Genomic DNA, 26,152 nt, shown 5'->3' with positions numbered 1-26,152 from the left:
GTGGCGAAAATTGCAAGGGAGATCCGGCCCCGCACATGAACCCACACGCGTTAGGCTGCGTGGTGGTTGTCAGGGCGTCCCAACAGTGGACTCCCGCGAGCGAAAGCTCCAACAACAAACAGGCTCCAACGCATGGACACACCTAGTGGTCTAGTCCACAATTGAACCGTGACGTCCGTCTTCCCCGCACAGGAAGACGGATCGAGGAACCGGAGCTCTCTGCCCTGACTGCCCCGGATCCTCATCCTTCGGCCGACCGGGACCGCACACCCCACGGCCGATGTTGCTCCGGGCTGCGGTGCCGGGAAGGCTGAGGGTCCTTCCCAGGCGCCGCGGCCCGCGGGTGTCTTCAGGGCACGGCGTATTTAGGCCGCTCACATACCCCCAGGTACGCTCGCACCCGTGCCCTCCATGAACGAACTGGTCCGCCAGCACACCGCCCTCGACGACTCCGACCTCGAGTGGCTCCATCTGCTGGTCTCGGAGTGGCAGCTGCTCTCCGACCTCTCCTTCGCCGACCTCGTCCTGTGGGTGCCCACCCACGACGGCACCCGCTATGTCTCCGTCGCCCAGATGCGGCCCAACACCGGCCCCACCTCGTACCAGGACGACATGGTCGGCCACCTCGTCCCACGCGGCCGCCGCCCCCTGCTGGACGCCGCGCTCGACGAGGGCCGGATCGTGCGCGAGGGCGACCCGGAGTGGCGCGAGGAGGTCCCCGTCCGGGTCGAGTCGATCCCGGTACGACGGGAGGGACGCGTCCTCGGTGTCATCGCGCGCAACACCAACCTCCTGACCGTGCGCACCCCGAGCCGCCTGGAACTGACGTATCTGCAGAGCGCCTCGGACCTGGCGCAGATGATCGCGGCCGGTTCCTTCCCGTTCCCGAACCAGCAGATGGACATGGACGCGGCTCCCCGCGTCGGCGACGGCCTGATCCGCCTCGACGCGGACGGCATCGTCCAGTACGCCTCCCCGAACGCCCTGTCGGCCTACCACCGCATGGGCCTGGCCTCCGACCTCGTAGGCCAGCACCTGGGCCGCACCACCGCCGAACTCGCCCCGACCCGGGGCCCGGTGGACGAGGCGCTCGCCAAGGTCGCCAGCGGCTGGGCACCCCGAGAGTTCGAGATCGAGGCCCGCGACGGGGTCATCCAGTTCCGGGCGATCCCGCTCAAGCCCAAGGGCACCCGCATCGGTTCGCTGGTCCTGCTGCGGGACGTGACGGAACTGCGCCGTCGCGAGCGCGAGTTGATGACCAAGGACGCGACCATCCGGGAGATCCACCACCGGGTGAAGAACAACCTCCAGACGGTGGCGGCCCTGCTCAGGCTCCAGGCCCGGCGCATCGAGTCCGACCGCGGCCGCGAGGCGCTGGAGGAAGCGGTCCGCCGCGTCGGCTCGATCGCGATCGTGCACGAGACGCTGTCCCAGAACCTGGACGAGCGCGTCGAGTTCGACGAGATCGCCGACCGGGTCCTCGCGATGGTCGCGGAGATCTCGCCGGGCAAGGTCGCCGGCCGCCGCAGCGGCCGCTTCGGCATCCTGGACGCCGAGGTCGCCACTCCGCTGTCGATGGTCCTGACCGAGATCCTCCAGAACGCCCTGGAGCACGGCTTCCGCGAGGGCGAGACGGGCACGGTCGAGGTCTCCGCGGTCCGCGGCGGCACCACCAAGGATGCCCGCCTCCTCGTCACCGTCCAGGACGACGGCGTCGGCCTGCCCGAGGGCTTCGACCCGCACACCGCGGGCAACCTCGGCCTGCAGATCGTACGGACCCTGGTGGAGGGCGAGTTGGGCGGCACCTTCGACATGGTCCCGGCGCCGGAGGGCGGGACCCGGGTGATCCTCGACGTGCCGGTGCGGGCCAGCAAGTAAGGCCGTACGCGCACATACCGTCGCGTGCGGGGGCCGGTGGACAGCAAAAAGCCCCGGACCGTTCAGGGGTCCGGGGCCCAAATGCTCGTTGGCAGCGTGTGCTGCGCATCGGGGGTACTGCGCGCTGCGGCTCGGGGGCGGGAGAAGCGTACGCGGTGTACGCGCCGCCAAGCTCAGGCTGTTTTAGGGGCGGGTGTCAGGCAGAAGCCTGACGGGCCCGGTTGCGGGCGGCACGGCGCTTCATGGCGCGACGCTCGTCCTCGCTGAGACCACCCCAGACGCCGGAGTCCTGGCCGGACTCGAGCGCCCACTGCAGACACTGGTCCATTACGGGACAGCGACGGCAGACGGCCTTGGCTTCCTCGATCTGCAGCAGCGCAGGACCGGTGTTGCCGATGGGGAAGAAGAGCTCGGGGTCTTCCTCGCGGCAAACGGCGTTGTGACGCCAGTCCATGGCTGCTACCTCTCCTTGGTATTACGTGCATGTTGCTTGTGAATGTGAACGCTTTCACGAATCCCTCAACAAGTGAAGGGCCGTCCACCGAGTTGCACCCGGCGTGGTCCTGTGGATTGAAGAGGGGTTCCGGTGGTCTGTGGACGCTGGTGTTGCGGGCTGTCCCGACCGCCACGTAGAGACTCGCAAACCTCGGCGGCGGATACAACCCCTTCCGGAAAGTTTTTTTTGATTCCTCGGTGTCGACTAGGTCACAGCCGTACTTCCATGGGGTGGACCCTGGCCTAAACGTTCGAGTGAAAGGACTTTAGCCCCTTCTGCTCACACAATCACACGCAGTGCACGGCGTACGCCTGTGAACGTCACGCTCGTTCGCAGTCCGAGGTGGTCGCCGTCCATCTGGAGGGGCAGAGGCACCTTCGAATGCAAGGTGAACTGGTCCAGGTCATGGAGGGACATGGCGTGCTTGCCATGGGGGCCGCGTTCGGGGGACGAAGTGAGCAACTGGGTGCCATACCGGGCGATTGCGGGCGTCGTCATACGGCTGAGACCGAGTACGTCGAGGCCTTTATCGAACGAGGCCTTAGGCGACGCGTACATCGGGTGATTGCCCAGGAAGGTCCACGGAGAGGTGTTCGAGACTATGGAAAGGACCAGATCGGTCACCGGCTCCGCATCCGGACGTTCCAGGGTGATCGTGCCGTGGCGGCGGTGGGCCTCACCGAAGAATTGCCGCAGAGCCTGGCGAACGTAGAGAGCGTGTGTGGATTTCCTGCCCCGCTCGCGCTGCTGCTCCACCCGCCCCACCACACCGGCGTCGAATCCGAGACCCGCGTTGAAGGTGAACCAGCGTCCCGGCACGGCCTCGTCCTCGGTGCCGGGGGTGCCCGTGCTCAGACCCAGGCCGACCGTACGCTCACGGCCCTCGCGCAGGGCGTCGAGGAGGGCGCCGGTGGACTCCACTGCGTCGTTGGGCAGACCGAGGGCGCGGGCGAAGACGTTGGTGGAGCCACCGGGGACGACGGCGAGGCCGGGAAGGCGGTCCGGGTCGGGGCCGGCGTGCAGGAGGCCGTTGACGACCTCGTTGACCGTACCGTCGCCGCCCAGGGCCACGACCAGGTCGATGTCCTTGCTCTCCGCCGCCTGCCGGCCCAGGTCGCGGGCGTGGCCGCGGTACTCGGTGGTGACCGCTTCCAGCTTCATCTCGCTCGCGAGCGCGTGGATCAGGACATCGCGCGTACGTGCGCTTGTGGTGGTAGCCGCCGGATTGACCACGAGAAGTGCACGCATGGGTTGCAGCGTACCTACTGGGTGGTACCGGGCACAGGCCGAGGTAGGGATCACGTAAGACTCCGGGCGTGAACCTCGCCACGGCGGCGTGGGGCAACCTCGGCGCGGTGCCGTGCGTTGCCCGCTCCTCACGGCGGGGCCCTCAGGGGCCGGGGCTAGTCTTCAGGGGTGAGCAGCGAGCAGACCCCCGCCGTCCCCGACACCGCCGGCCCCCGCCCGCGGCGGCTGACGTACGCCGCCGCCCTGGCCGCGCTGGAAGGGCTCGCGCTCGTCGTGGGGGGTGCCTGGATGCTCGTCGAGGGCCTCGCGGGCGACCCGGACGACCGGCAGTCCGCCGTCACGGGGGGTATCACCCTGATCGTCCTCGCGCTGCTGCCACTGCTCGCCGCGCGGGGGCTGCTGGCCCGGCGGAGCTGGAGCCGGGGTCCGGCCGTCATCACCCAGATCATGGCCCTGCCCGTCGCCTACAACCTGCTCCGGGCCGACAGTGCGGCGATCCCGGCGGGCATCGCCCTCGCGGTCGTCGCGGTGGCCGCGCTGGTCCTGCTGGTCAACCCGGCGACGACCCAGGCACTCGGCATCAGGGGACCGGGCCGCGCACAGGACGGCGAGCGGTAGCCGTCAGGGTCGAGTCGGTGGCGGCTTCCGTACCTACGGACCGACGACGCCACCATGGCCGTAAACCGAGGTCGCTGTCGTGGAGCCACGTCGGCCGGTAGCCGCATGGGCGGTGGCGAACAACGACCGCGAGGCCGACCCGCCGGTGCAGCCGTAGCGCCGCGGACCGGGTGGCCGTGTCGGAGCTCCGCTGCCGAGGCGTGGCCGCAGGCCCCGGGCGGTAGGAGTGAACCCGTGGGCCGGAAGGGGTGACCGCCGCTTCCGGCCTGTCCTTCGAGCTCGGCCCGAGGACCGGGCCCGGGCCGTGGCCCCTGGGCCCGTCGCTCGGATCGGGGTGGAGGTCTACTCCTCCACCAGCAGTTTCTCCCGCAGCTGGGCGAGCGTGCGGGCCAGCAGGCGCGAGACGTGCATCTGGGAGATGCCGACCTCCTGCGCGATCTGCGACTGGGTCATGTTGCCGAAGAAGCGGAGCAGAAGGATTCGCTTCTCGCGGGGCGGAAGGTCCTCCAGGAGCGGCTTCAGGGACTCCCGGTACTCGACGCCCTCCAGCGCCTCGTCCTCGGAGCCGAGGGTGTCCGCGACCGCCGGGGACTCGTCGTCCGTGTCGGGGACGTCCAGGGACAGCGTGGAGTACGCGTTGGCGGACTCCAGGCCCTCCAGGACCTCCTCCTCCGAGATGCCCAGTTTCTCGGCCAGTTCATGGACCGTGGGGGAGCGGCCGTGCAGTTGCGAGAGCTCCGCGGTCGCCGTGGTGAGCGAGAGGCGCAGCTCCTGCAGGCGCCGGGGCACCCGCACCGCCCAGCCCTTGTCACGGAAGTGGCGCTTGATCTCGCCGACGACCGTGGGAGTCGCGTACGTCGAGAACTCGACGCCGCGCTCCGGGTCGAAGCGGTCGACGGACTTGATCAGTCCGATGGTGGCGACCTGGGTCAGGTCGTCCAACGGCTCACCGCGGTTGCGGAAGCGGCGCGCGAGGTGCTCGACGAGGGGCAGGTGCATCCGGACCAGCCGGTTGCGCAGCTCCGCGTACTCCGGGCCGCCGTTGTTCAGCGTGCGCAGCTCGACGAACAGGGCGCGAGCCCCGCTGCGGTCGTGCGGATCGTGCCGCGGGGCCGGCGTGTTGTTCGCGCCCGCCGCGCCGTCCTCTGCGTTTCGCTCGTGCTCGCTCATCGTCCCGCCCGTCGCCCTTCCACGAGCCGTCGCCCCCGTCCGGGCCGGGAAGGCCCCGGTCCGGCCTGCCGGAGGCGCGCCCTGCACGGCACCTTTCCGATCACGCTGCCCGTCGTCCAGGAAGCCGGCCGCCGTCGTGTCGCCGACGCCCTCCTCCGGGTGCGGCCGGGCCTGCTCGGGGATGCCGTCGATGCCGTCCGCCATGCGCCGGGAACCGCCGGGGCCGTCGTCGCCCAGGCTGTCGGCGCCGCTCGGGCAGGGAGGGCGTCCACCCTCGGCCGACAGCTCCCGTGTGCCGCGCTCTTCGTCCCGCACCGGCCCGTCCCCGTTCCTCACGCCGGCCCGGGGCCGGCGCCGCGCTGTTTGTAGAGGCTGATCGAAACGGTCTTGTCCTCGTCCACGGCCGAGGAGACCTTGCCCGCCAGGGCCGAGAGGACGGTCCAGGCGAAGGTGTCCCGCGCGGGCGCGTGCCCGTCCGTGGTCGGGGCCGAGACGGTGACCTCCAGCGAGTCGTCGACGAGTCGGAAGACACAGCTGAGCACCGAGCCCGGCACGGCCTGCTGAAGCAGGATCGCGCAGGCCTCGTCGACCGCGATGCGCAGGTCCTCGATCTCGTCGAGGGTGAAGTCCAAACGGGCCGCGAGGCCGGCCGTGGCCGTCCGCAGCACCGACAGGTAGGCACCCGCGGCCGGCAGCCGGACTTCGACGAAGTCCTGGGTCGCGGGCTCGCCTGCGATCTGGGACACCCTCACCTCCAAGGTGGTACAAGCTTTTCGGGGGCCGGGGGTCGCCCCCCGGAGTGACGCGATGTGTGGTTCAGCGGTGACGCTACCGCGCTCTCGACTTTCCTGTCCCCGGGACCCCAACCCCTTGCCGTCACTCACAGTAAAACTGTGGACACGCTCCGTGTCTAGGGGTTTGCGGCTCCAATTGGGAAGAACGCGCGCCGGGTTGACGTACCCAGACGTCAGACGGTCGAACCGTCCTGGAACCCGGGGGTCCAGGGTCACACAAGGACGTGGTCCAGGAAGCACCAACGCCAGTTCTCACCCGGTTCGTGGGTGCGCATGATCGGGTGGCCGGTGTCCTTGTGGTGCTTCGTCGCGTGCTGTCCCGGCGAGGAGTCGCAGCAGCCGACGTGACCGCAGGACAGGCACAGGCGCAACTGCACCGGGTGGGTGCCGTCCCTCAGGCACTCCGGACACGTCTCGTTGAGAGGCTCGGGTACCGGGTGCGGCAGCGCGTCGGCATGCAGGCACTGTTTCATGATTGCCAGGTTACGACGGTCACGCGGACAGCCGCGCGCAAAATCGAGGGCGGGCACAGGACGATGAATGAGGGCGGGCGAGGGTCATGGACGTGATGCCACTGCTGTTGCTGGTGGCCGGGAGCGCGGTGGTCGCCGCGGCCGCCCGGCGGACCCCGGTGCCCGCGCCGCTGCTGCTGGTCGCGGCCGGGCTCGTGATCTCCTACCTGCCCGGGGTCCCGGAGTACACGCTCGACCCGGACGTGGTGCTGCCCATCATCCTGCCGCCGCTGCTGCACTCCGCGGCCACCGACAGCTCCTATCTCGACCTGCGGGCACAACTGCGGCCCGTGGCGCTGCTGTCGGTGTGGTACGTGCTCTTCGCGACCCTCGTCGTCGGCTGGGCGGCGTACCGCATCGTGCCCGGCCTGTCGCTCACCGGGGCGCTCGTGCTGGGCGCGGTGGTGGCGCCGCCTGACGCGGTCGCGGCGACGGCCGTGGCCCGCCGGGTGGGGCTGCCCTCCCACATCACCACCATCCTCCAGGGCGAGTCCCTGGTGAACGACGCGACCGCGATCACCGCCTACCGGGTCGCACTCGCGGCGGCGGTCGGTGAGGGCGCCACCTGGGCGGGCGGCATCGGCGAGTTCCTGCTCGCGGCGGTCGGCGGCGTGGCGGTCGGCCTGGTGCTGATGGTGCCGATCCACTGGCTGCGCACGCATCTCAAGGAGCCGCTCCTCCAGAACACGCTCTCCCTGCTGATCCCGTTCGTCGCCTACGCGGTGGCCGAGCAGTTCCACGCGTCCGGAGTGCTCGCGGTGGTCGTGGTGGCGCTCTTCCTCGGACACCGCGCGTGGGAGGTCGACTTCGCGACGCGCCTGCAGGAGGACGCCGTCTGGAAGATGGTCGCCTTCGTCCTCGAGTCGTCGGTCTTCGCCCTCATCGGACTGCAACTGCCCGTCGTGCTGAGGGGCCTAGGGGAGTACGAGGGCGGACGCGCCGCCTGGTACGCGGTCGCCGTCTTCCTCGTGGTGGTCGCGTCGAGGTTCGCCTGGGTCTACCCGGCGACCTTCCTGCCACGCATGCTGTCCTCGCGGATCCGCGCGCGTGAGCAGAACCCCACCTGGAAGGGACCGTTCGTCATTGCCTGGGCCGGGATGCGGGGCGTGGTCTCGCTGGCGATCGCCTTCTCGATCCCCGAGCACCTGGACGGCGGCGAGCCCTTCCCGGGCCGCAACCTCATCCTGTTCCTCACCTTCACCACGGTCATCGGCACCCTCGTCGTCCAGGGCGTCACCCTGCCTCCGCTGATCCGCATGCTGAAGCTGCCCGGCCGCGACGCGCAGGCCGAGACCCTCGCCGAGGCGAACGCCCAGGCGCAGGCCTCCCGGGCCGCCGAACGCCACCTGGACGAACTCCTCTCCGACGAGCACAACGCCCTCCCACCGCCCCTCGCCGACCGTCTTCGCACGGTCCTGGAGCGCCGCCGCAACGCCGTCTGGGAGCGCCTCGGCCAGGTCAACCCGCTGACGGGCGAGACGGTCGACGACACCTACCGCCGTCTGTCCGGGGAGATGATCGGCGCCGAACGCGCGGTCTTCGTCAAGCTGCGGGACGGGCGCCACATCGACGACGAGATGCTGCGGACCCTGCTGCGCAGGCTGGACCTGGAGGAGGCGGCGGCCTATCGGGAGGTGGAGCAGTGAGACCGCAGGCGGGGCCTGTGGCCTTCCTCAGGGCGGCCCGCCTCAGGGGAAGGGCCGGCCCGTGACGACCGCCGCGAGTGTCGTCCCGCGCGCGAAGGCGCCCTCCTCGGCGAGCGCGACAAGTCCGTAGAGCAACTTGGCGACATAGAGACGTTCCACGGGCAGGCCGTGACGGTTCTCGAAGTCCTCGGCGAAGGCGTCGAGTTCGGGGCTGGTGCGGGCGTAGCCGCCGAAGTGGAAGCGGTCGTCGAGCGTCCAGTCGCCGCGCGGGCCGCCGAAGGCGCGCTGTTGCAGGGACTGGACGTCGGCCGTCAGGAAGCCGCCCTTGAGGACGGGAAAGCCCAGGCAGCGCTGGTGCGGGGCCAGTCCGGCGGCCAGGCCCGCGAGCGTGCCGCCGGTGCCGCAGGCGATCGCCACGACGTCGGCCCGACCGGCCAGCTCCTCGCCGAGCGCGCGGCACCCCCGTACGGCGAGCGCGTTGCTGCCGCCCTCCGGGACGACGTACGCGTCCGCGGCGTCCGCCGCGCGCAGCACGCGCGCGAGGGTGTCCGGCTCGGCCTTGCGGCGGTACGTCGACCTGTCGACGAAGTGCAGCCGCATGCCGTCGGCCGTGCACCGGGCCAGCGAGGGGTTCAGCGGACGGTCGGCCAGTTCCTGGCCCCGGACCACCCCGACCGTTGGCAGACGGAGGAGGCGTCCGGCGGCCGCCGTGGCACGCAGGTGGTTGGAGTAGGCCCCGCCGAAGGTGACGAGGCCGCGACCGGCCGCGGCGGTGAGGTTCGGCGCGAGTTTGCGCCACTTGTTGCCGATGAGGTCGGGGTGGATCAGGTCGTCGCGCTTGAGGAGAAGACGCAGGCCATGGCGGGCGAAGCGGGGGTCCGACAACTCCTGGAGGGGGGACGGCAGGCTGGGGTGCAGGGTGTCGGGACCGGTCACTTCCCCATTGTGACCTGCGGGGTCATGTCAGACGCTCCCGGATACGCCCCCGCAGCCAGGCCATCGTGAAGCCGCGCGGGTCCACCTTTCCCGGCTGCCACTCCAGGTGGCCGATGACCGACCGTTCCGTCCAGCCGTGGTGGCGGCACACGGCCGCGGAGACCTTCTCGATCGCCGCCAGCTGGGCCGCGGGCCAGGGGTCCACGCCGTCGCCCAGGTTCTCGCACTCGAAGCCGTAGAAGTGGGGGTTCCCGTCGGTGTTCGCCTCGTTGTCGGCCGGGAGCGCCCGCTCCGCGATCACGGCACGCAGGACGTCGTCGTCGCCGAGACCGGCGTGGTTGGCGCGGCCGTAGCCGACGAGGTGGACGGTGCCGTCCTTGGTGATGACACCGTGGCACAGGGGGCCGGGCAGGCCGCTGTAGCCCTTGCGGCACAGCTCGACCGTGGCCGCGCTGCCCTTGGTCACCGTGTGGTGGATCATCACGCCGTGCACGGGCCCCCAGGCCCCGACGTGATTGCGGTTGTGGTGCTCCCAGTCGCCGACCTCGACGACGGTGGCGCCCTCCGCCCGCAGAACGGCCAGGAATCTGCCCGCGGACATGGGTGAGGCCATGGCCGCCTCCTTCGCACTGCGCGCCGGCCGCCGGACGCGGTCGGCTCGTACCGGTGCCTGTACCGAAAACAGGGGAGTCCGATTCCTGGTTCGTACAGCGTGCGACTTGATTCGGACAGTCGAATTCCGCTCATGGAAGTGGACTTGACCGGACGCGAGTCGACAGGAATTGCTCATGTGCCCAGCCTCGCGGTGATCCATTCCCCCTCTTTCGGGTAATAGCACCGACACGTTCTGTGAGGAAGGCTTGCTCGTGCACACGATGCCCGGGCGCAGATCGCGCTCGGGCATGTATTTCGGGAGGGCAATTCCTTATGTCGGTAGGCGAAGAGATCCGCACCGAGCAGGACCGGCCGCAGCAGAGCCTCGGCACGGCAGCCGCGCGGAACCTGGCCACCACCACCAAGTCCGCACCCCAGATGCAGGAGATCAGCTCCCGCTGGCTGCTGCGCATGCTGCCCTGGGTGAACGTGCAGGGCGGCACGTACCGGGTGAACCGACGTCTGAGCTACGCCGTGGGCGACGGCCGGGTGACGTTCGTGAAGACCGGCGACCGGGTCGAGGTGATCCCCGCCGAACTGCGCGAGCTGCCGGCGCTCCGGTCGTACGAGGAGGACGAGGTGCTCTCCGAGCTCGCCCAGCGCTGCCAGCAGCGGGAGTTCGCCCCGGGGGAGGTGATCGCCTCGTTCGGCGGGCGGGCCGAGGAGGTGTACCTGCTGGCGCACGGCAGGGTGGAGAAGGTCGGCACCGGCCCCTACGGCGACGACGCGGTCCTCGGCGTCCTCGCCGACGGCGCCTACTTCGGCGACCAGGCGCTCCTCGACCCGGACGCCATCTGGGAGTACACCGCCCGCGCGGCGACCGCCTGCACCCTCCTCGTCCTGCCCCGCCAGGACGTCGACCAGGTCGCGGAGCGTGCCGACGCCCTGCGCGAGCACCTCCAGGAACAGCGGGCGATCCCCTCGCAGCGCACCAACAAGTACGGCGAGAAGGAGATCGACCTCGCGTCCGGCCACGACGGTGAGCCCGACATCCCGCACACCTTCGTCGACTACGACGCGCGGCCCCGCGAGTACGAACTGAGCATCGCCCAGACCGTGCTGCGCATCCACACGCGCGTGGCCGACCTCTACAACCAGCCCATGAACCAGACGGAACAGCAGATCCGGCTGACCGTCGAGGCCCTCAAGGAGCGCCAGGAGCACGAGCTCGTCAACAACCGCGAGTTCGGGCTGCTGCACAACTGCGAGTACGACCAGCGGCTCCAGCCGCACGACGGCGTGCCCAGCCCCGACGACCTCGACGAGCTGCTCAGCCGCCGCCGGGGCACCAAGCTGCTGCTCGCCCACCCGCGCGCGATCTCCGCGATCGGCCGTGAGCTCAACAAGCGCGGTCTGGTCCCCGAGACCCTGGACGTGGGCGGCAACCGCATCCCCACCTGGCGCGGGGTGCCGATCTACCCGTGCAACAAGATCCCGGTCAGCCCGGAGCGCACGACCTCGATCATCGCGATGCGTACGGGCGAGGCCGACCAGGGCGTCATCGGCCTTCAGCAGGCCGGTATCCCGGACGAGATCGAGCCGAGCCTGTCGGTGCGGTTCATGGGCATCAACGAGCAGTCGATCATCAAGTACCTCGTGACGGCCTACTACTCGGCGGCCGTGCTGGTGCCGGACGCGCTCGGCGTGCTGGAGAACGTCGAGATCGGCCGGTGGAGGTGACGTTTCTGCACCCGGGAGCCGTGTCCCCGCCCACCGGGGCGGGTACACCCCGGTCGGACACCGGGGCGCAGCCGCCCCGGTGGCGCACACCCACCCACAGCGCAGGCGCCACCGTCCGCGGAGCGACCGAGGGGGGTCCCATGGCCGAGTTCACGACGCAGCCGTCGGTCGCCGGGCGGACCGGGGAGCCGGCGTCGGCCGGCGAGACAGGCGTGCTCGGCGGACCGCGGGCAGGCCCGCCTGCCGCGCCCTCGCCCGACGCGCACGAGACACGTTGCGTCGACGGTCACGAGGCCGGGGTGATCCTGGAGCGGGCCCGGGCGTCGGTCGACCCAGAGCTGCGTTCCGCCCTGGAGTCGCTGCCCGGCTCCCTGCGCAGGATCGCGCTCTATCACTTCGGCTGGGAGCACGCCGACGGCACCCCGGCGGCGGGCAACGCGGGCAAGGCGATCCGGCCCGCGCTCGTCCTGGCCGCGGCCGCCGCCCTGGGAGGAGAACCGGCGCGGGCCGCTGCCGTACGGGCGGCCGCGGCGGTGGAGCTGGTCCACAACTTCACGTTGCTGCACGACGACGTGATGGACCGGGACACCACCCGCAGGCACCGGCCCACCGCGTGGACCGTGTTCGGTGACGCCGACGCGATCCTCGCCGGGGACGCCCTCCAGGCGCTGGCGCTCCGGCTGCTGGCCGAGGACCCGCACCCCGCGTCCGGGTCCGCGGCCGCCCGCCTCGCGACCTGTGTCGTCGAGCTGTGCGAGGGCCAGCACCAGGACACCGCCATGGAGCGGCTCGGCCCCGGCGAGGTCACCCTCGACCAGGTGCTCGTCATGGCCGAGGCCAAGACGGGGGCGCTGCTGGGGTGCGCCTGCGCGCTCGGCGCGTTGTACGCGGGAGCGTCCGCCGAGGACGTCGAGGCGATGGACGCGTTCGGCCGGGAGGCCGGGCTCGCCTTCCAGCTCATCGACGACGTGATCGGCATATGGGGAGACCCGAGCCGCACCGGCAAGCCGGCCGGAGCGGATCTCGTGGCCCGCAAGAAGTCCCTTCCGGTGGTCGCCGCGCTCGCCTCGGGCACGCCCGCGGCCGCGGAACTGGCCGCGCTGTACTCGGCGCCGTACGACGAGGGGGATCTGGCGCGTACGGCTTCGGCCGTCGAGGAGGCGGGGGGACGGGACTGGGCGCAGCTGCAGGCCGCCGACCGGATGGCCCGGGCGATCGGGCAGCTGGCACGGGCGGTGCCGCAGCCCGAGGCGGCGGGCGGGCTGCTGTCCCTCGCCGAGTTCGTGACGCGGCGCAGCGTCTGAGGGCCCCGGAGCACCCCTTCCGTGCGGTTCCTGACCCCGCACGGCACTCCGGGAGCTCCGGCCGACGGGTCCCGCACATCCCCACGGTGTGCGGGGCCCGTTTCCGCACGTTCACCGGCTAGGCTCAACGACCTTGCAAGCAGAGGCTGTTGAGACACAGGGGTGGGCATGGGCGTGGTGATACGGACGGCGGGCAGAGCCGATCGCGAGCAGGTCGCGGGGCTGCTGGACGCGGCCTTCCAGGATGATCCGGTCAGCGGGTGGATCTTTCCGGGGGAGGAGTACCGCCGCACGACCCATCCCCGGCTCATGGCAGCGTTCGTCGACGGCGTGCTGGCAGAGGGACGGGTCGATGTCACCGAGGACGGGGCCGCCTGCGCGTTGTGGCTGTCGGTACCGGCGGCGGGAGGCGACGAGGACGGCGAGGCCGAGGAGTTCGCGCGGCTGCGTGAGGCTCTCGATCCGGAGAACGAGCGGATCGAGCTGATCGGGCGGCTCACGGCCGAGGTGCATCCCTCGGGGCGGGCCCACGAGTACCTGTGGATGATCGGCGTGGACCCTGCGCGCCAGGGAGAGGGGCTGGGGACCGCGCTCATCGGCTCGGTGCTCGACCGGTGCGACCGGGAGGGGACGCCGGCGTATCTGGAGGCGAGCAGTGAGCGGAGCCGGGTGCTGTACGAGCGGCTCGGGTTCGCGCTGGTGGAGCGACCGCTGCAGCTGCCGGACGGCCCTCGGATGTGGCCGATGTGGCGCGAACCCGGGCAGCGGCGCTAGGGCCGCGTTCGGCGGGCGCTGCGGGTGCCGGGGCGTATCGGTACACCGCCGCGCCCCGGCCAGGTCACCCGCGTGATCGTCCCACGATCCGTTCCACCCGGCACACCGGCCACTGACCGGACCCGCCTCCCGACGGGACCGCGATGCGCCTGAGGCCTTAACGTGACGGCATGTCCACAACCAACCCCATCGTGCACCTCACCGAGCGCTCTCTCTGGGAGGAGGCCCGGGCCCGGGGCACGTACGAGATGTCGACGCGCGGCCGCACCCTCCAGGAGCAGGGCTTCATCCACTGCTCGACGCGTGAACAAGTGCCTGCCGTCGCCGCCTTCGTCTACGGCTCCTACGCCGGGCCCGACGAACTCGTGCTCCTCGTCATCGACCCCGCACGGCTGGACGTGCCGCTGAAGTACGAGGCCCCCGAGCCCGGCGCCGAGGAGTTCCCGCACATCTACGGACCGCTGCCGGTGGACGCGGTCGTCGACGTGGAACCGTGGGGGTGACCGACCCCCGTCGCTCATGGCGCCGGGCGCTGGTCGTCTGGGTGGCTCTCGTGGTCGTCGCGGGCGGGCTCACGCTCTGGCTGCGGGACTCGGAGGAGCCGTCGGGGCCGTACGGGTGGGAGCGGGCGAGTCCGACGCCCTCGCTTCCGGAGGGATGGCGGACGTCCTGCTCCGCCCCCGACGAGAAGGGCCGGTCCGTCTGCCTGTTCAGGAACCGCTAGGCAGGCCGCCGGTCTCCGGGTCCCGGCCCGTCAGGCAGTACAGGCCACCGGCCGGGTCACGCAGCACCGCCCAGTTGCGGTGCCGGGCGACGAACTCGGCACCCAGGCGCTCGTGTTCGGCACGGGTCGCCTCGATGTCCGCGCAGGCGAGGTCCAGATGGGCGGCGACGGGGCGTTCCTCGCCGAGGCGCTGGAGGAGGATACGGACCGGGAGGCCGGGCGGAGGCTTCAGTACATGGAACTCGGGCAGCGAACCGGCCACCGAGTCCCAGTCGGGCAACAGGGCCGTCCAGAAAGCGACTTCGGCGCTGTGCAGCGACGGCGGGACATCGAGGCAGACCTGGTCGAGGCGGCTGCCGCGGATCACCGGCGGCCGGATCGACTGCCCGCGCCACGGCTCGGTGCAGAACAACTGGCCCGCGGGGGAGCGCAGTACGACCAGCGTCCCCTGATCCGCGACGACCCGCGCGCCGAGCGACTCGGCCGACCTCGCGAACTCCCGTACGTCGTCCACGGGAAAGTCGAGATGGGCGCCGCCCGGGCCGGAGGCGACCGCCTGGAGCTTGACGCAGGCGTCGGCGCCCTCGGCCAGCAGGGTCACGAACTCCCGCCGCCCGCCCCGGAATTCGGACAGCCGCGTGTCCGTCACGGTCGTCCAGAAGTCGCAGGCCTGCGCGAAGCGCACGACGGGCCGGTCCACGAAGGCATACGTCCAGCGGGTGCTCATACCGGTGATCGTAGGTCGGTGGTCCGTCGCCGCCCCGGTGTTTTCAGTCCTCGGACCGTTCCATGAAGCGGAGCATGTTCCCCGCCGGGTCACGGAACGCGCAGTCCCGCACGCCGTACGGCATGTCCATCGGTTCCTGGATCACCTCCGCGCCGGACTCCCGGACCCGGGCGAACAGGGCGTCGCAGTCGGTGGTGGTGAAGTTGACCCCGCGCAGCAGACCCTTGGCCAGCAGCCGGGCCATGGCCTCCTTGTCGGCGGGGGAGGCGTCCGGATCGGCGGCGGGCGGTTCCAGGACGACGTCCACGTCCGGCTGGAGCGGCGAGCCGACGGTCACCCAGCGCATCCCCTCGTACCCGACGTCGTTGCGCACCTCCATGCCCAGCACGTCCCGGTAGAACGCGATCGCCTTGTCGTGGTCGTCCACCGCGATGAAGCAGTTCTTGAGCTTGATGTCCATGAGTCCACGCTAGGCCCGTCTGGGCCGGGTGTGCCTGCGGACCACGCACGGGGGGATGCCCGCGATCTCCTCGTGGGGGCGGGCGCGGTAGGAGCTCGGGGTCTCCCCGACCAGTTCGGTGAAGCGCGCGCTGAAGGAGCCGAGGGAGGTGCAGCCCACGGCCATGCAGACCTCGGTGACCGACAGGTCGCCCCGGCGCAGCAGGGCCTTGGCGCGCTCGATACGCCGGGTCATGAGATAGCCGTACGGCGTCTCCCCGAACTCGGTGCGGAAGCTGCGCTGGAAGTGGCCCGGCGACATCAGCGCGGTGCGCGCGAGCGCCGTGACGTCGAGCGGCTCGGTGTACTCACGGTCCATCCGGTCGCGCGCCTGCCGCAGCCGCACCAGGTCCTCGATGCCCACCATCACGCCAGGATCGCACGATGGTCACGAGCTGGGTGCGCGGACCTGGAACGGGCTTTGCCTCACGTTCGCCTGCCGTACGGAAGCGCTTGTTCCCATGAGAGGCATGGACCACATCACGTTCCTCGTGGCGGTCGTCATCGTCACGGCCCTGGCCTTCGACTTCACCAACGGATTCCACGACACGGCCAACGCCATGGCCACGTCCATCGCGACCGGCGCACTGAAACCGCGGACCGCGGTCCTGGTGAGCGGTGCCCTCAACATCGTGGGCGCCTTCCTGTCCACCGAGGTCGCCAAGACGATCTCCGGCGGCATCGTGGACGACACGCTTGTCTCACCGGGGATGATCTTCGCGGGGCTGGTCGGCGCGATCCTGTGGAACCTGCTGACCTGGCTGATCGGCCTGCCGTCCAGCTCGTCGCACGCCCTGTTCGGCGGACTCATCGGCGCGGTGTGGGTCGGCGCCGGCTCCCACGGCGTGCACTTCGACAAGGTGGTCGAGAAGATCCTGATCCCGGCCCTGGCCTCCCCGGTCGTGGCGGGAGCGGCGGCACTGATCGCCACCTACCTCGCCTACAGGCTCACCGCCCGCGGCCGCAAGGACTCCGTGACGAAGGGCTTCCGGCTCGGCCAGATCGCCTCCGCGTCCCTCGTCTCCCTCGCGCACGGCACCAACGACGCCCAGAAGACCATGGGCGTCATCACGCTGACCCTGATCTCGGCGGGCGCGCTCGGCCACGACGCCGGTCCGCCGGTCTGGGTCATCGCCTCGGCGGGTCTCGCGATCGGCCTCGGTACCTACCTCGGCGGGTGGCGGATCATCCGCACCATGGGCAAGGGGCTCACGGAGATCCAGTCCCCGCAGGGCTTCGCCGCCGAGACCGCGTCCACGGCCGTCATCCTGACCTCCGCCCACCTCGGCTTCGCCCTGTCCACCACCCAGGTCGCCTCGGGCAGCATCCTCGGCGCGGGCCTCGGGCGCAGGCTGGCGGAGGTCCGCTGGGGCGTCGCGGGCAAGATGGTCCTCGCCTGGCTGATCACGCTGCCCGCCGCCGCGCTCGTCGGCGGCATCTCCGCGAGCGCCGTCAAGCACGGCGGGAACTTCGGCACCGTCGTGGTCGCCCTGATCGGCGCGGCCGTCGCCGCGGGCATCGTCCTGGTCTCCCGCCGCAACCCGGTGAGCGCGCACAACGTCAACGACGCCCACGAGGTCACCATCCGCACCGAGCCGCCGACGCGTGTCGGCACGGCCGCCTGAGCCCTCCCAGGAGTTCCTGTCATGAGCATCGACTGGACCGCACTCGGCCAGGTCACCGCGGTGAGCATCGGAGTCACCGTCGCCGTGGTCGTCGTCTTCGCCCTCGGCGTCCTCGGCCTCGCCCGCTTCGAGGGCGCGCGCGAGGATGGTGGTGGCACCTCCGCCGTCGGCGTCACGCAGGCGGGCCTGTGCTTTCTCGCCTGCGCGGCGGTGGTGGTGTACGGCATTTATCTGATCGTGCCGCAGTTCCATTGACGGGTAGTCGTACTGGCCGGCTGAACCACTGTGTGGCTGAGCCACTGACCGGCCGACCACGCACGCACTGGCCGAGCCACTGAGCCGTTGATTTACCGAGATGAGAGGGGAGCAAGGGTGACGCCCCTGCTGACCGACCTGAAGGTCGACTACACAGATCCCGACGACCCCGTGCTCATCCGCCCGGACGGGAGCCCGATCGACACCTGGCGGGAGAACTACCCGTACGCGCAGCGCATGGAACGCAAGGAGTACGACTGGCACAAGCGGCTCCAGCAGATCGAGCTGCTGAAGCTGCAGAGCTGGATCAAGGAGACCGGACGCCGTCTCGTCATCGTCTTCGAGGGACGGGACGCGGCAGGCAAGGGCGGCACCATCAAGCGCTTCACGGAGCACCTGAACCCGCGTGGCGCGCGCGTGGTGGCGCTGGAGAAGCCGACCGAGCGCGAGCGCGGGCAGTGGTACTTCCAGCGGTACGTCGAACACCTGCCGACCGCAGGCGAGATCGTGCTGTTCGACCGGTCCTGGTACAACCGGGCCGGGGTCGAGCGGGTCATGGACTTCTGCACGGAGGACGAGTACCGGCGCTTCATGCGGCAGGCCCCGCTGTTCGAGCGGATGCTCGTGGACGACGGCGTGGACCTGCTGAAGTTCTGGTTCTCGGTCTCCCAGGGCGAACAGCGCACCCGCTTCACCATCCGCCAGATCGACCCCGTACGGCAGTGGAAGCTCAGCCCCATGGACCTCGAGTCCCTGGACCGCTGGGACGACTACACCGCCGCGAAGGTCGCCATGTTCCGCGAGACGGACACCGATTTCGCTCCCTGGACGGTGGTCAAGAGCAACGACAAGAAGCGCGCCCGCGTCGAGGCCATGCGCAGCGTGCTGGCCCGCTTCGACTACTCCGACAAGGACGAGGAGGTCGTCGGCACCCCGGACCCGCGGGTCGTGGGCGCGGCGGCGGGGCTGCTGGAGGAGGGCGAGGACTGAGGCGGGACCGGGGGCTGTCCCTCGGGTCGTGCCAGGGCACGCGAGATCGAGCCGGTCCGGAAGGCAGGCCGTGAAGCGGTCCTGCGCGCCCGGCCACGCCCGTCCCTGCACAGCCGTTCGGCCGAACGGCTACGAGGGGCCCCGGCGGTCCGGGAGACTCCGACATCCCCGACGACCCGTGCGCGCTCCTTCTCCGTGCCGCGAACCGGACTTCGGTGTCCGGCAGCCGCCGACGGAGGGACGGAGAAGGGGCCCGGCCGGTGTGAACCGGCCGGGCCCCTTCGGGGTTCCCGTCGACCTGCGATGGTGCACCGATCGCGGGTCGGCGGAGGCTGACGCGGAGGTCAGGCCTTCTTGGTCTCCCAGAAGATCTTGTCGATCTGGGCGATGTAGTCCAGAGCCTTCTGACCGGTGGCCGGGTCCGTCGAGGCCTTGGCGGCCGAGAGGGCCTTGAGGGCGTCGTTGACCAGCTGGTGCAGCTCCGGGTACTTCTCGAAGTGCGGGGGCTTGAAGTAGTCGCTCCAGAGCACGGAAACGTGGTGCTTCGCGAGCTCGGCGCGCTGCTCCTTGATGACCGTGGCGCGAGCCTGGAAGTGCGGGTCGTCGTTGGCGGCCATCTTGTCCTGCACGGCCTTCACCGACTCCGCCTCGATGCGGGCCTGGGCCGGGTCGTACACACCGCAGGGCAGGTCGCAGTGTGCGCTGACCTTGACCTTGGGGGCAAACAGGCGGGAAAGCATGGAGCGTTCCTTCCTCGTGATCGTCTTCTCAGGTGCGACATTACTCCCTGGGAGTGGCGAAATCGCGGGTGCCCCCATGGGCTTAGGACAAAAGTCCGGGGTCAGACTGGGACTGGTGGATGAACGGACCGGGGAGGTGCCGGGGATGCCGGAGCTGTCGCAGGAGACCGAGCGGGGGAGGTCCTTGCTGCCCTTCGTGGGGGTGGCCGAGGTGACCGGGCCGTCGATGGTGCCCACGCTCCGGCACGGGGACCAGCTCGTCGTGCACTGGGGCGCCAGGATCGGCGCCGGCGACATCGTGATCCTGCGGCATCCCTTCCAGCAGGACCTGCTCGTGGTCAAACGGGCGGTGGAGCGTCGCGAGGGCGGTTGGTGGGTGCTCGGCGACAACACCTTCGCGGGCGGCGACAGCACGGACTACGGCGTCGTACCGGAGGATCTCGTTCTCGGGAAGGCCCGGCTGCGGTACCGGCCGCTCGGGTCCGGTCAGCGCTCGCCGCTGGCCGCGGTGCGCTGGGCGCTGTCCGCCGTACGGCCCGTCTTCCCCGACCGGTCGGCCTCCAGGCGCTTGCGGGCCCGGTAGGCGGCCACGTTGGCGCGGGTGGCGCAGCGGTCGGAGCAGTAGCGCCGGGAGCGGTTGGTGGAGGTGTCGAGGTAGGCGTTGCGGCAGGGGGCCGCCTCGCACAGGCCCAGCCGGTCCACGCCGTACTCGGTGAGGTGAAAGGCAAGGCCCATCGCGGCGATGGCCGCGTACCCGGCGGTGGCGTTGGACGGATGGTCCGCCAGGTGCATGTGCCACAGCGGGCGGCCGTCGTCGTCGCGGAAGTCGTGCCCGGAGATCTGCGGGCTCACCGGGAACTCGAGCAGCAGCGAGTTCAGCAGGTCCACGGCGAGCGTCTCGTCGTCGCCGTCCGCCGCCTCGAAGACCGAGCGCAGCCGTGCCCGGACCGAACGGAACCGGGTGACGTCGGCGTCGGTGGCCCGGCGGGCCCCCGTGCCGTTGCCGCCGAACAGGTCGCGAACGGCCTCCACCGAGGTCAGGGAGTCCTTGCCCCGGGCCGGGTCCTCGCTGTTGACCAGCCGGACGGCGTAATCCGAGTAATAGGCCAGTTCCACTTGTAGTCCTTACGGAGGCGTTCTATCGTCGTCGTGCGGTCGGGTAACAGCTGATCGTGCTTCCAGGGTATTACGACTGCGACTGGACAGGGGCTCCCATGACGGCCGAACTCACTACCGACTGGAAGGCCTGGCAGACGAGCTGGGACCGGCAGCAAGAGGTGTACATGCCGGACCGCGAGGACCGGTTCCGGATCATGCTCGACATGGTCGAGGCACTCGTCGGGCCCAGGCCGCGCGTGCTCGACCTCGCCTGCGGCACGGGAAGTATCACGGCCAGGCTGCTCGCCCGGTTCCCGGAGGCCACCAGCACCGGCGTCGACCTCGACCCGGCGCTCCTCGCCATCGCCGAGGGCACCTTCGCGGGCGACGAGCGGGTCTCCTTCGTGACCGCCGACCTCAAGGGCCCGGACTGGCCCACGAAACTGCCGTACGACGCGTACGACGCCGTCCTGACCGCCACGGCCCTGCACTGGCTGCACAGCGAACCCCTCGCGGCCCTCTACGGTCAGGTCGCGGAACTCGTCCGCGACGGCGGTGTCTTCATGAACGCGGACCACATGATCGACGAAGCCACGCCCCGGATCAACGCGGCCGAACGCGCCCGGCGCCACGGCCACATGGATCAGGCCAGGCAGGACGGCGCCCTCGACTGGGCCGAATGGTGGCAGCTCGCCGCGGAGGACCCGGTCCTCGCCGGGCCGACTGCGCGCCGCTTCGAGATCTACGGCGAACACGCCGACGGGGACATGCCGTCCGCCGCGTGGCACGCACGCGTGCTGCGCGAGAAGGGCTTCGCAGAGGCCCGGCCGGTGTGGTGCTCGCCCTCGGACACGCTGCTGCTCGCGCTCAAGTAGACGCCCACGCGAAAGGGGCGGTACGGGATCCCCGTACCGCCCCTTCGACGTCGTACCGCCGGCTAGAGCACCTTCGACAGGAACGCCTGCGTGCGCTCGTGCTGAGGGTTGGTCAGGACCTCGCGGGGGTCGCCGGACTCGACGACCACGCCGCCGTCCATGAAGACCAGGCTGTCGCCGACCTCGCGGGCGAAGCCCATCTCGTGGGTGACGACGACCATCGTCATACCGGACTCGGCGAGGTCACGCATGACGTCGAGGACGTCACCGACCAGCTCCGGGTCCAGGGCCGAGGTCGGCTCGTCGAAGAGCATCAGCTTCGGGTCCATCGCGAGGGCCCGGGCGATGGCGACGCGCTGCTGCTGACCGCCGGAGAGCTGCGCCGGGTAGGACTGGGCCTTGTCGGCCAGGCCCACCTTCTCCAGGAGTTCCAGCGCGCGCTCCCGCGCCTGGGTCCGGCCCACGCCCTTGACCTGGACCGGCGCCTCCATGACGTTCTCGACGGACGTCATGTGCGGGAACAGGTTGAACCGCTGGAACACCATGCCGATGTCCCTGCGCTGGAGCGCGACCTCGCTGTCCTTGAGCTCGTACAGCCTGTCGCCCTTCTGGCGGTAGCCGACCAGCTCACCGTCGACGTACAGCCGCCCGGCGTTGATCTTCTCCAGGTGGTTGATGCAGCGCAGGAGCGTCGACTTGCCGGAGCCCGACGGACCGATGAGGCAGAACACCTCGCCCTGCTTCACCTCCAGGTCGATGCCCTTGAGCACCTCGACCAGACCGTAGGACTTGTGGACACCCTCGGCCTTCACCATGGCGGTCATGCCCCGCCCCTTTCACTGCTGAACGCCATCAGGTTGACCTTGATCCGCTGCCACGGCGTCGGCGGCAGGTTCCGGGACGAACCGCGGGCGAAACGACGCTCCAGGTAGTACTGGAAGACGCTGAACACGCTGGTCATGACCAGGTACCAGATGGAGGCCACGAACAGCATCTCCATCACCGCGTACGACGTCGAACCGATCGTCGAGGTGGCGCGCAGCAGTTCGTTGTAGGTCACCGCGTACACCAGCGACGAGGTCTTCAGCATGTTGATGAACTCGTTGCCCGTCGGCGGCACGATCACCCGCATCGCCTGCGGGATGACGATCCGGCGCAGTGTCTTGGCGTGGCTCATGCCGAGCGCGTGCGAGGCCTCCGTCTGGCCCTCGTCGACGGCCAGCAGACCCGCGCGGCAGATCTCCGCCATGTACGCCGCCTCGTTGAGGCCGAGGCCCAGCAGGGCGCACATGAACGGGGTCATCACGTCCGTCATCTCGTCCTTGTAGATCGGACCGAGATTCAGGAGCGGGAAGATCAGCGCCAGGTTGAACCAGAGCAGGAGCTGGACGTAGACCGGCGTCCCGCGGAAGAACCAGATGTAGGCCCAGGCCACCCAGCTGGTCACCGGGTTCTTCGACTGCCGCATCACGGCCAGCACGATGCCCAGGACCACGCCAAGGATCATCGACAGGACGCTGATCAGCAGGGTGCGGCCGGCGCCCGCGAGGACCGTGGAGTCGAACAGCTTGTCGCCGACCGCGCTCCACTGGATCTTCTCGGCGGTGGCGAACGCGTTGACCAGCAGGGCCACCAGCGCCAGTACGACGACGGCGCTGACGTACCGGCCGTAGTGGCGCACGGGAATGGCCTTGATCGCCTCGGGGGCGATGGGCGTCCCCGGCGCGTCCGCCGGTTCCTTGTCGAGCTTGTCAGTCACAGTGACTGCCCTTCAGTGGTTCGGGGTCCGTCACTTGCCGCCGTTGACGGCGGACTTGTCGATCGCGCCGGTCTCGGCGCCCCACTTCGCCAGGATCTTCTTGTACGAGCCGTCCTCGATGATGGCGTTCACGGCTGCCTCCAGGGCGCTCGTGAGCTCCTTGTTCTCCTTGTTCACGGCGAGGCCGAAGGGACCGGCGTCCACCTGCTCGCCGACCACCTCGAAGGCGTTGCCGCCGTCGGCCTTGCGGGCGATGTCGACAGCGACCGGGTAGTCGTTGACGCCCGCGACGGCGCCGCCCGACTTCACCCGGGTCTGCGCCTCGGTGTCGTTGTCGAAGGACTCGATGGTCAGCTTCTTCTTACCGGCGTCCGTACACGTCTTGGACTGGTCCTTCAGCATCTGCTCGTACGTCGTACCGGTCTGCACGGCGACGGTCTGGCCGCACAGGTCCTCGACCGAGTTGATCTTCTTCGGGTTGCCCTTCTGGACGTAGATGGCGGTGCCGGCCGTGAAGTAGTCGACGAAGTCGACGCCCGGGCCGAGCTTCTTGCCCTTCTCGTCCAGGCCCTCCTGGCGTGCCTTGGTGTCCGTGATGGAGGACATGGCGACGTCGTACCGGCCGGAGTTCAGGGAGCTGATCAGGCCGTCGAAGGAGCCGGAGGTGAACTTGAACTCCACGCCCAGCTGCTTGCCCAGCGCGGCCGCGATGTCGGGGTCGACACCGACGATCTTGCCGCCCTCCTGGTATTCCATGGGGGCGTACTCGGCGTTGGTGCCGACCTTGATGACACCGGCCTTCTGGATCTTCGCGGGCAGCTTGTCGAACAGGGGTGCGCTGTTGGACGACTCGTCGGAGCTGCCGCTGCCGGTCTGGTCACCGCAACCGGTGAGAATCAGGGCGCCTGCGACCGCGATCGCACCTACCGCGGCTGTCCTGGAGCGCGCGACGGTCGTACGACGGGTGGAGCGTGCGGTCATGATGGGTTCCTCCGGCGGATGGGTGGAGTGCCGATGGGCGGGACGGCTGCCGACGGGACCGGCGGCTGCCTCGGAACCTCGGCTGTGCCTCGGTCGGTGAGGTGACGCCTTGGTTCCGCAGGTCGACGAGAGCACACGCCTTCGAGTGTCGCGACCTCATGTGATGACGGCATCTTGCCATTCGGACTGGACCATTCTGGGCGACGGTCATGTCAAAATCGGATAACGGGTGACCCCCGAACCCCACCATGTCCGTACATCACGACCGGACCATCTGCGGGAATCTGGCATTCCGGCCGGAAGATCTTCGGTGCGATCCGTGGCGCGGGCGCATGGACCGAGGTCGGCGCGCGGTGACCCGAGCGTCCGCTCAGCGGTCGTCAAGGGGCTCCCGACGGCGTGGCCGGATCGCGCCCCATGATTCATGTCACCGCCCCCGGATGATCGATGATCGATTTGCGCTGTGGCATGTGACCTTGGACGTATTGGACTCGTCCTCGGCGCCGGTCGTCCGGTAAGAAGGTTCTTTACACCCCTCATCCGGGGCTCAGGGCGCGTGTGCGGCGCGCCCGTCGCGTACCGGCCCATACGTATCCGTAGGTGTCCACGACCCAGGGCCGTGCGCGGTGCCCGCCCGTTCCTCAACCAGGAGCGGTCACCCTCAAACCATGAAGACCTAAGGGGTAAGACAAAGTGGCAGCGGAGATCGTCAATCCTCGCAGCGACAGCGATACGGGCCAGGACGGCGGGGCGGAGCCCCTCGATACCTTCGACCCCGCGTTCGCGCTGCACCGCGGCGGCAAGATGGCTGTGCAGGCCACCGTGCCGATCCGCGACAAGGACGACCTGTCCCTCGCGTACACGCCCGGCGTGGCGAAGGTGTGCAGCGCCATCGCCGAGCAGCCGGAACTCGTCCACGACTACACGTGGAAGTCGTCGGTCGTCGCCGTCGTGACGGACGGTACGGCCGTGCTGGGCCTCGGTGACATCGGGCCCGAGGCCTCCCTCCCGGTCATGGAGGGCAAGGCGATCCTGTTCAAGCAGTTCGGCGGCGTGGACGCGGTTCCGCTCGCCCTGGCCTGCACGGACGTCGACGAGATCATCGAGACCGTGGTGCGGCTCGCCCCGTCCTTCGGCGGCGTCAACCTCGAGGACATCTCGGCCCCGCGGTGCTTCGAGATCGAGCGGCGGCTCCAGGAGCGGCTCGACATCCCCGTCTTCCACGACGACCAGCACGGGACCGCGGTCGTGACGCTGGCGGCCCTGCGGAACGCCGCGCGGCTGAGCGGGCGGGGTATCGGGGACCTGCGTGCGGTGATCTCCGGCGCGGGTGCGGCCGGTGTCGCCATCGCCAAGATGCTCGTCGAGGCGGGCATCGGGGATGTTCTGGTGGCCGACCGCAAGGGTGTCGTGTCGAGTGACCGGGACGACCTCACGTCCGTGAAGCGGGAGGTGGCCGGGTTCACGAACAAGGCCGGCCTCTCCGGGTCGCTGGAGGACGCGCTCGCCGGCGCCGACGTCTTCATCGGCGTGTCCGGCGGTACGGTGCCCGAGGCGGCCGTGGCCTCCATGGCCGAGGGGGCCTTCGTGTTCGCGATGGCCAACCCGAACCCCGAGGTGCACCCGGATGTCGCGCGCAAGTACGCGGCCGTGGTGGCCACCGGGCGGTCCGACTTCCCGAACCAGATCAACAACGTGCTGGCGTTTCCGGGGATCTTCGCGGGGGCGCTGCAGGTGCGGGCCTCGCGGATCACGGAGGGCATGAAGATCGCTGCGGCCGAGGCGCTGGCGTCGGTGGTCGGTGACGACCTGGCCGCCGACTACGTGATTCCGTCCCCGTTCGACGAGCGGGTCGCTCCGGCCGTGACGGCGGCGGTTGCCGCGGCGGCTCGTGCGGAGGGTGTCGCTCGCCGCTGAGCATGATCGTTTCGCTGAGGTGGCTCCGTCCGGGGGGTTCGGTTCCGGGCGGGGTCATTTCTTTGCCCTTGGGCGCGGCTGATCGGGTGGGTGGGGTTGTGTGTTGGCTGCGGGCCGGTGGGGGCTTGTCGCGCAGTTCCCCGCGCCCCTAAATGCCCGTGGGTGGGTCGGGGGCGGGGTGGGGGGTGTCCGTCCTCGGTCCGGCGGCTCGGTTGCTTGAGCAGTGCTCGGTTCCGGACGCCGGCCGCTGCGG

General features: G+C 70.1%; 29 protein-coding genes. 14 read left to right on the top strand and 15 right to left on the bottom strand.

Annotated elements, in window-relative coordinates; translation table 11 throughout:
• The first annotated feature begins 411 nt into the window (after nucleotides 1-411).
• Nucleotides 412-1,878 carry a sensor histidine kinase gene (locus ACZ48Z_RS30140; RefSeq protein ID WP_468739174.1) on the top strand — a complete coding sequence of 489 codons (1,467 nt, stop codon included), beginning with the start codon at nucleotides 412-414 and terminating at the stop codon, nucleotides 1,876-1,878.
• 196 nt (nucleotides 1,879-2,074) lie between these two features.
• Here ACZ48Z_RS30140 and ACZ48Z_RS30135 read toward each other — a convergent pair whose 3' ends face one another.
• Together ACZ48Z_RS30135 and ACZ48Z_RS30130 are read right to left on the bottom strand one after the other, a co-directional pair.
• Entirely contained in the window at nucleotides 2,075-2,332 is a 258-nt protein-coding gene (locus ACZ48Z_RS30135; RefSeq protein WP_006142322.1) for a WhiB family transcriptional regulator, read from the bottom strand.
• A 321-nt stretch (nucleotides 2,333-2,653) separates the two neighbouring features.
• Nucleotides 2,654-3,622 carry a diacylglycerol/lipid kinase family protein gene (locus ACZ48Z_RS30130; protein ID WP_468739036.1) on the bottom strand — a complete coding sequence of 323 codons (969 nt, stop codon included), beginning with the start codon at nucleotides 3,620-3,622 and terminating at the stop codon, nucleotides 2,654-2,656.
• 168 nt (nucleotides 3,623-3,790) lie between these two features.
• Here ACZ48Z_RS30130 and ACZ48Z_RS30125 point away from each other — a divergent pair, with 168 nt between their 5' ends.
• Nucleotides 3,791-4,240: a hypothetical protein gene (locus ACZ48Z_RS30125; protein WP_468739035.1), complete on the top strand. Its 450-nt coding sequence runs from the start codon at nucleotides 3,791-3,793 to the stop codon at nucleotides 4,238-4,240.
• Between the two features lie 342 nt (nucleotides 4,241-4,582).
• On the opposite strand, the gene ACZ48Z_RS30120 is transcribed toward ACZ48Z_RS30125, so the two are convergent.
• From ACZ48Z_RS30120 to ACZ48Z_RS30110, 3 genes are all read right to left on the bottom strand, one after another.
• Nucleotides 4,583-5,725, bottom strand: coding sequence for an RNA polymerase sigma factor SigF (locus ACZ48Z_RS30120; RefSeq protein ID WP_468739034.1), 1,143 nt, complete (start codon nucleotides 5,723-5,725; stop codon nucleotides 4,583-4,585).
• A gap of 17 nt (nucleotides 5,726-5,742) precedes the next feature.
• Nucleotides 5,743-6,156, bottom strand: a complete 414-nt coding sequence (locus ACZ48Z_RS30115) for an ATP-binding protein (RefSeq protein ID WP_019058277.1) — start codon at nucleotides 6,154-6,156, stop codon at nucleotides 5,743-5,745.
• 260 nt (nucleotides 6,157-6,416) lie between these two features.
• On the bottom strand, nucleotides 6,417-6,677 hold the full coding sequence (locus tag ACZ48Z_RS30110) for a UBP-type zinc finger domain-containing protein (RefSeq protein ID WP_468739033.1): 261 nt from the start codon (nucleotides 6,675-6,677) through the stop codon (nucleotides 6,417-6,419).
• An 86-nt stretch (nucleotides 6,678-6,763) separates the two neighbouring features.
• On the opposite strand from ACZ48Z_RS30110, the gene ACZ48Z_RS30105 reads away from it, so the two are divergent.
• Nucleotides 6,764-8,362, top strand: coding sequence for a Na+/H+ antiporter (locus tag ACZ48Z_RS30105; protein WP_468739032.1), 1,599 nt, complete (start codon nucleotides 6,764-6,766; stop codon nucleotides 8,360-8,362).
• A 42-nt stretch (nucleotides 8,363-8,404) separates the two neighbouring features.
• Here the strand turns inward: ACZ48Z_RS30105 and ACZ48Z_RS30100 are convergent, their stop codons facing one another.
• A complete protein-coding gene (locus ACZ48Z_RS30100) occupies nucleotides 8,405-9,298 on the bottom strand; it encodes a 1-aminocyclopropane-1-carboxylate deaminase/D-cysteine desulfhydrase (RefSeq protein ID WP_468739031.1) in 894 nt (297 codons plus the stop codon).
• A gap of 22 nt (nucleotides 9,299-9,320) precedes the next feature.
• Nucleotides 9,321-9,911 (bottom strand): N-acetylmuramoyl-L-alanine amidase, encoded by a 591-nt coding sequence (locus ACZ48Z_RS30095; RefSeq protein WP_468739030.1) that lies wholly within the window; start codon nucleotides 9,909-9,911, stop codon nucleotides 9,321-9,323.
• Between the two features lie 314 nt (nucleotides 9,912-10,225).
• Between ACZ48Z_RS30095 and ACZ48Z_RS30090 the strand changes: the two genes are divergently transcribed.
• The 5 genes from ACZ48Z_RS30090 (at nucleotide 10,226) to ACZ48Z_RS30070 (ending at nucleotide 14,434) form a co-directional block, all read left to right on the top strand.
• Nucleotides 10,226-11,632, top strand: coding sequence for a family 2B encapsulin nanocompartment shell protein (locus tag ACZ48Z_RS30090; protein ID WP_468739029.1), 1,407 nt, complete (start codon nucleotides 10,226-10,228; stop codon nucleotides 11,630-11,632).
• Between the two features lie 140 nt (nucleotides 11,633-11,772).
• The gene (locus ACZ48Z_RS30085) at nucleotides 11,773-12,936 is read left to right on the top strand and encodes a family 2 encapsulin nanocompartment cargo protein polyprenyl transferase (protein WP_468739028.1); all 1,164 of its coding nucleotides are present in this window, start codon (nucleotides 11,773-11,775) and stop codon (nucleotides 12,934-12,936) included.
• Nucleotides 12,937-13,104: 168 nt separating this feature from the next.
• Nucleotides 13,105-13,710 carry a GNAT family N-acetyltransferase gene (locus ACZ48Z_RS30080; RefSeq protein ID WP_468739027.1) on the top strand — a complete coding sequence of 202 codons (606 nt, stop codon included), beginning with the start codon at nucleotides 13,105-13,107 and terminating at the stop codon, nucleotides 13,708-13,710.
• Nucleotides 13,711-13,880: 170 nt separating this feature from the next.
• On the top strand, nucleotides 13,881-14,213 hold the full coding sequence (locus ACZ48Z_RS30075) for a DUF952 domain-containing protein (protein WP_328750430.1): 333 nt from the start codon (nucleotides 13,881-13,883) through the stop codon (nucleotides 14,211-14,213).
• Nucleotides 14,210-14,434: a hypothetical protein gene (locus ACZ48Z_RS30070; RefSeq protein ID WP_468739026.1), complete on the top strand. Its 225-nt coding sequence runs from the start codon at nucleotides 14,210-14,212 to the stop codon at nucleotides 14,432-14,434. The genes ACZ48Z_RS30075 and ACZ48Z_RS30070 overlap by 4 nt, the downstream gene beginning before the upstream one ends.
• Here ACZ48Z_RS30070 and ACZ48Z_RS30065 read toward each other — a convergent pair.
• From ACZ48Z_RS30065 to ACZ48Z_RS30055, 3 genes are read right to left on the bottom strand one after another with little or no spacing between them, the layout of a single operon-like run.
• Nucleotides 14,421-15,161 carry a VOC family protein gene (locus ACZ48Z_RS30065; protein ID WP_468739025.1) on the bottom strand — a complete coding sequence of 247 codons (741 nt, stop codon included), beginning with the start codon at nucleotides 15,159-15,161 and terminating at the stop codon, nucleotides 14,421-14,423. The two genes, ACZ48Z_RS30070 and ACZ48Z_RS30065, sit on opposite strands and share 14 nt — an antisense overlap.
• 43 nt (nucleotides 15,162-15,204) lie before the next feature.
• A complete protein-coding gene (locus ACZ48Z_RS30060) occupies nucleotides 15,205-15,621 on the bottom strand; it encodes a VOC family protein (RefSeq protein ID WP_468739024.1) in 417 nt (138 codons plus the stop codon).
• Nucleotides 15,622-15,630: 9 nt separating this feature from the next.
• Entirely contained in the window at nucleotides 15,631-16,026 is a 396-nt protein-coding gene (locus tag ACZ48Z_RS30055; protein WP_468739023.1) for a helix-turn-helix transcriptional regulator, read from the bottom strand.
• A gap of 103 nt (nucleotides 16,027-16,129) precedes the next feature.
• Here ACZ48Z_RS30055 and ACZ48Z_RS30050 point away from each other — a divergent pair, with 103 nt between their 5' ends.
• The 3 genes from ACZ48Z_RS30050 (at nucleotide 16,130) to ppk2 (ending at nucleotide 18,529) form a co-directional block, all read left to right on the top strand.
• Nucleotides 16,130-17,284 carry an inorganic phosphate transporter gene (locus ACZ48Z_RS30050; RefSeq protein WP_468739022.1) on the top strand — a complete coding sequence of 385 codons (1,155 nt, stop codon included), beginning with the start codon at nucleotides 16,130-16,132 and terminating at the stop codon, nucleotides 17,282-17,284.
• A gap of 21 nt (nucleotides 17,285-17,305) precedes the next feature.
• Nucleotides 17,306-17,539: a hypothetical protein gene (locus ACZ48Z_RS30045; protein ID WP_468739021.1), complete on the top strand. Its 234-nt coding sequence runs from the start codon at nucleotides 17,306-17,308 to the stop codon at nucleotides 17,537-17,539.
• Between the two features lie 117 nt (nucleotides 17,540-17,656).
• Entirely contained in the window at nucleotides 17,657-18,529 is an 873-nt protein-coding gene (ppk2, locus tag ACZ48Z_RS30040; RefSeq protein WP_468739020.1) for a polyphosphate kinase 2, read from the top strand.
• A gap of 344 nt (nucleotides 18,530-18,873) precedes the next feature.
• On the opposite strand, the gene sodN is transcribed toward ppk2, so the two are convergent.
• Nucleotides 18,874-19,269, bottom strand: a complete 396-nt coding sequence (gene sodN / locus ACZ48Z_RS30035; RefSeq protein WP_005480378.1) for a superoxide dismutase, Ni — start codon at nucleotides 19,267-19,269, stop codon at nucleotides 18,874-18,876.
• A 145-nt stretch (nucleotides 19,270-19,414) separates the two neighbouring features.
• Here sodN and sodX point away from each other — a divergent pair, with 145 nt between their 5' ends.
• Entirely contained in the window at nucleotides 19,415-19,852 is a 438-nt protein-coding gene (sodX, locus tag ACZ48Z_RS30030) for a nickel-type superoxide dismutase maturation protease (protein ID WP_468739173.1), read from the top strand.
• Here sodX and ACZ48Z_RS30025 read toward each other — a convergent pair.
• Nucleotides 19,756-20,385, bottom strand: a complete 630-nt coding sequence (locus tag ACZ48Z_RS30025; protein WP_389095380.1) for a CGNR zinc finger domain-containing protein — start codon at nucleotides 20,383-20,385, stop codon at nucleotides 19,756-19,758. The two genes, sodX and ACZ48Z_RS30025, sit on opposite strands and share 97 nt — an antisense overlap.
• A gap of 98 nt (nucleotides 20,386-20,483) precedes the next feature.
• Between ACZ48Z_RS30025 and ACZ48Z_RS30020 the strand changes: the two genes are divergently transcribed.
• Nucleotides 20,484-21,242 carry a class I SAM-dependent methyltransferase gene (locus ACZ48Z_RS30020; RefSeq protein WP_468739019.1) on the top strand — a complete coding sequence of 253 codons (759 nt, stop codon included), beginning with the start codon at nucleotides 20,484-20,486 and terminating at the stop codon, nucleotides 21,240-21,242.
• 62 nt (nucleotides 21,243-21,304) lie between these two features.
• Here the strand turns inward: ACZ48Z_RS30020 and ACZ48Z_RS30015 are convergent, their stop codons facing one another.
• From ACZ48Z_RS30015 to ACZ48Z_RS30005, 3 genes are read right to left on the bottom strand one after another with little or no spacing between them, the layout of a single operon-like run.
• The gene (locus tag ACZ48Z_RS30015; protein WP_468739018.1) at nucleotides 21,305-22,066 is read right to left on the bottom strand and encodes an amino acid ABC transporter ATP-binding protein; all 762 of its coding nucleotides are present in this window, start codon (nucleotides 22,064-22,066) and stop codon (nucleotides 21,305-21,307) included.
• On the bottom strand, nucleotides 22,063-23,001 hold the full coding sequence (locus ACZ48Z_RS30010; RefSeq protein WP_468739017.1) for an amino acid ABC transporter permease: 939 nt from the start codon (nucleotides 22,999-23,001) through the stop codon (nucleotides 22,063-22,065). Before ACZ48Z_RS30010 ends, ACZ48Z_RS30015 begins: the two co-directional genes overlap by 4 nt.
• Nucleotides 23,002-23,031: 30 nt before the next feature.
• The gene (locus ACZ48Z_RS30005; RefSeq protein WP_468739016.1) at nucleotides 23,032-23,982 is read right to left on the bottom strand and encodes an ABC transporter substrate-binding protein; all 951 of its coding nucleotides are present in this window, start codon (nucleotides 23,980-23,982) and stop codon (nucleotides 23,032-23,034) included.
• A 693-nt stretch (nucleotides 23,983-24,675) separates the two neighbouring features.
• On the opposite strand from ACZ48Z_RS30005, the gene ACZ48Z_RS30000 reads away from it, so the two are divergent.
• A complete protein-coding gene (locus ACZ48Z_RS30000; RefSeq protein ID WP_468739015.1) occupies nucleotides 24,676-25,899 on the top strand; it encodes an NAD(P)-dependent malic enzyme in 1,224 nt (407 codons plus the stop codon).
• Nucleotides 25,900-26,152 lie beyond the last annotated feature (253 nt).

The organism is Streptomyces sp. NPDC031225, from assembly GCF_055570355.1.
The sequence above is the reverse complement of the archived record's forward strand: the minus strand, read 5'-3'. Positions and strand labels throughout refer to the sequence as shown.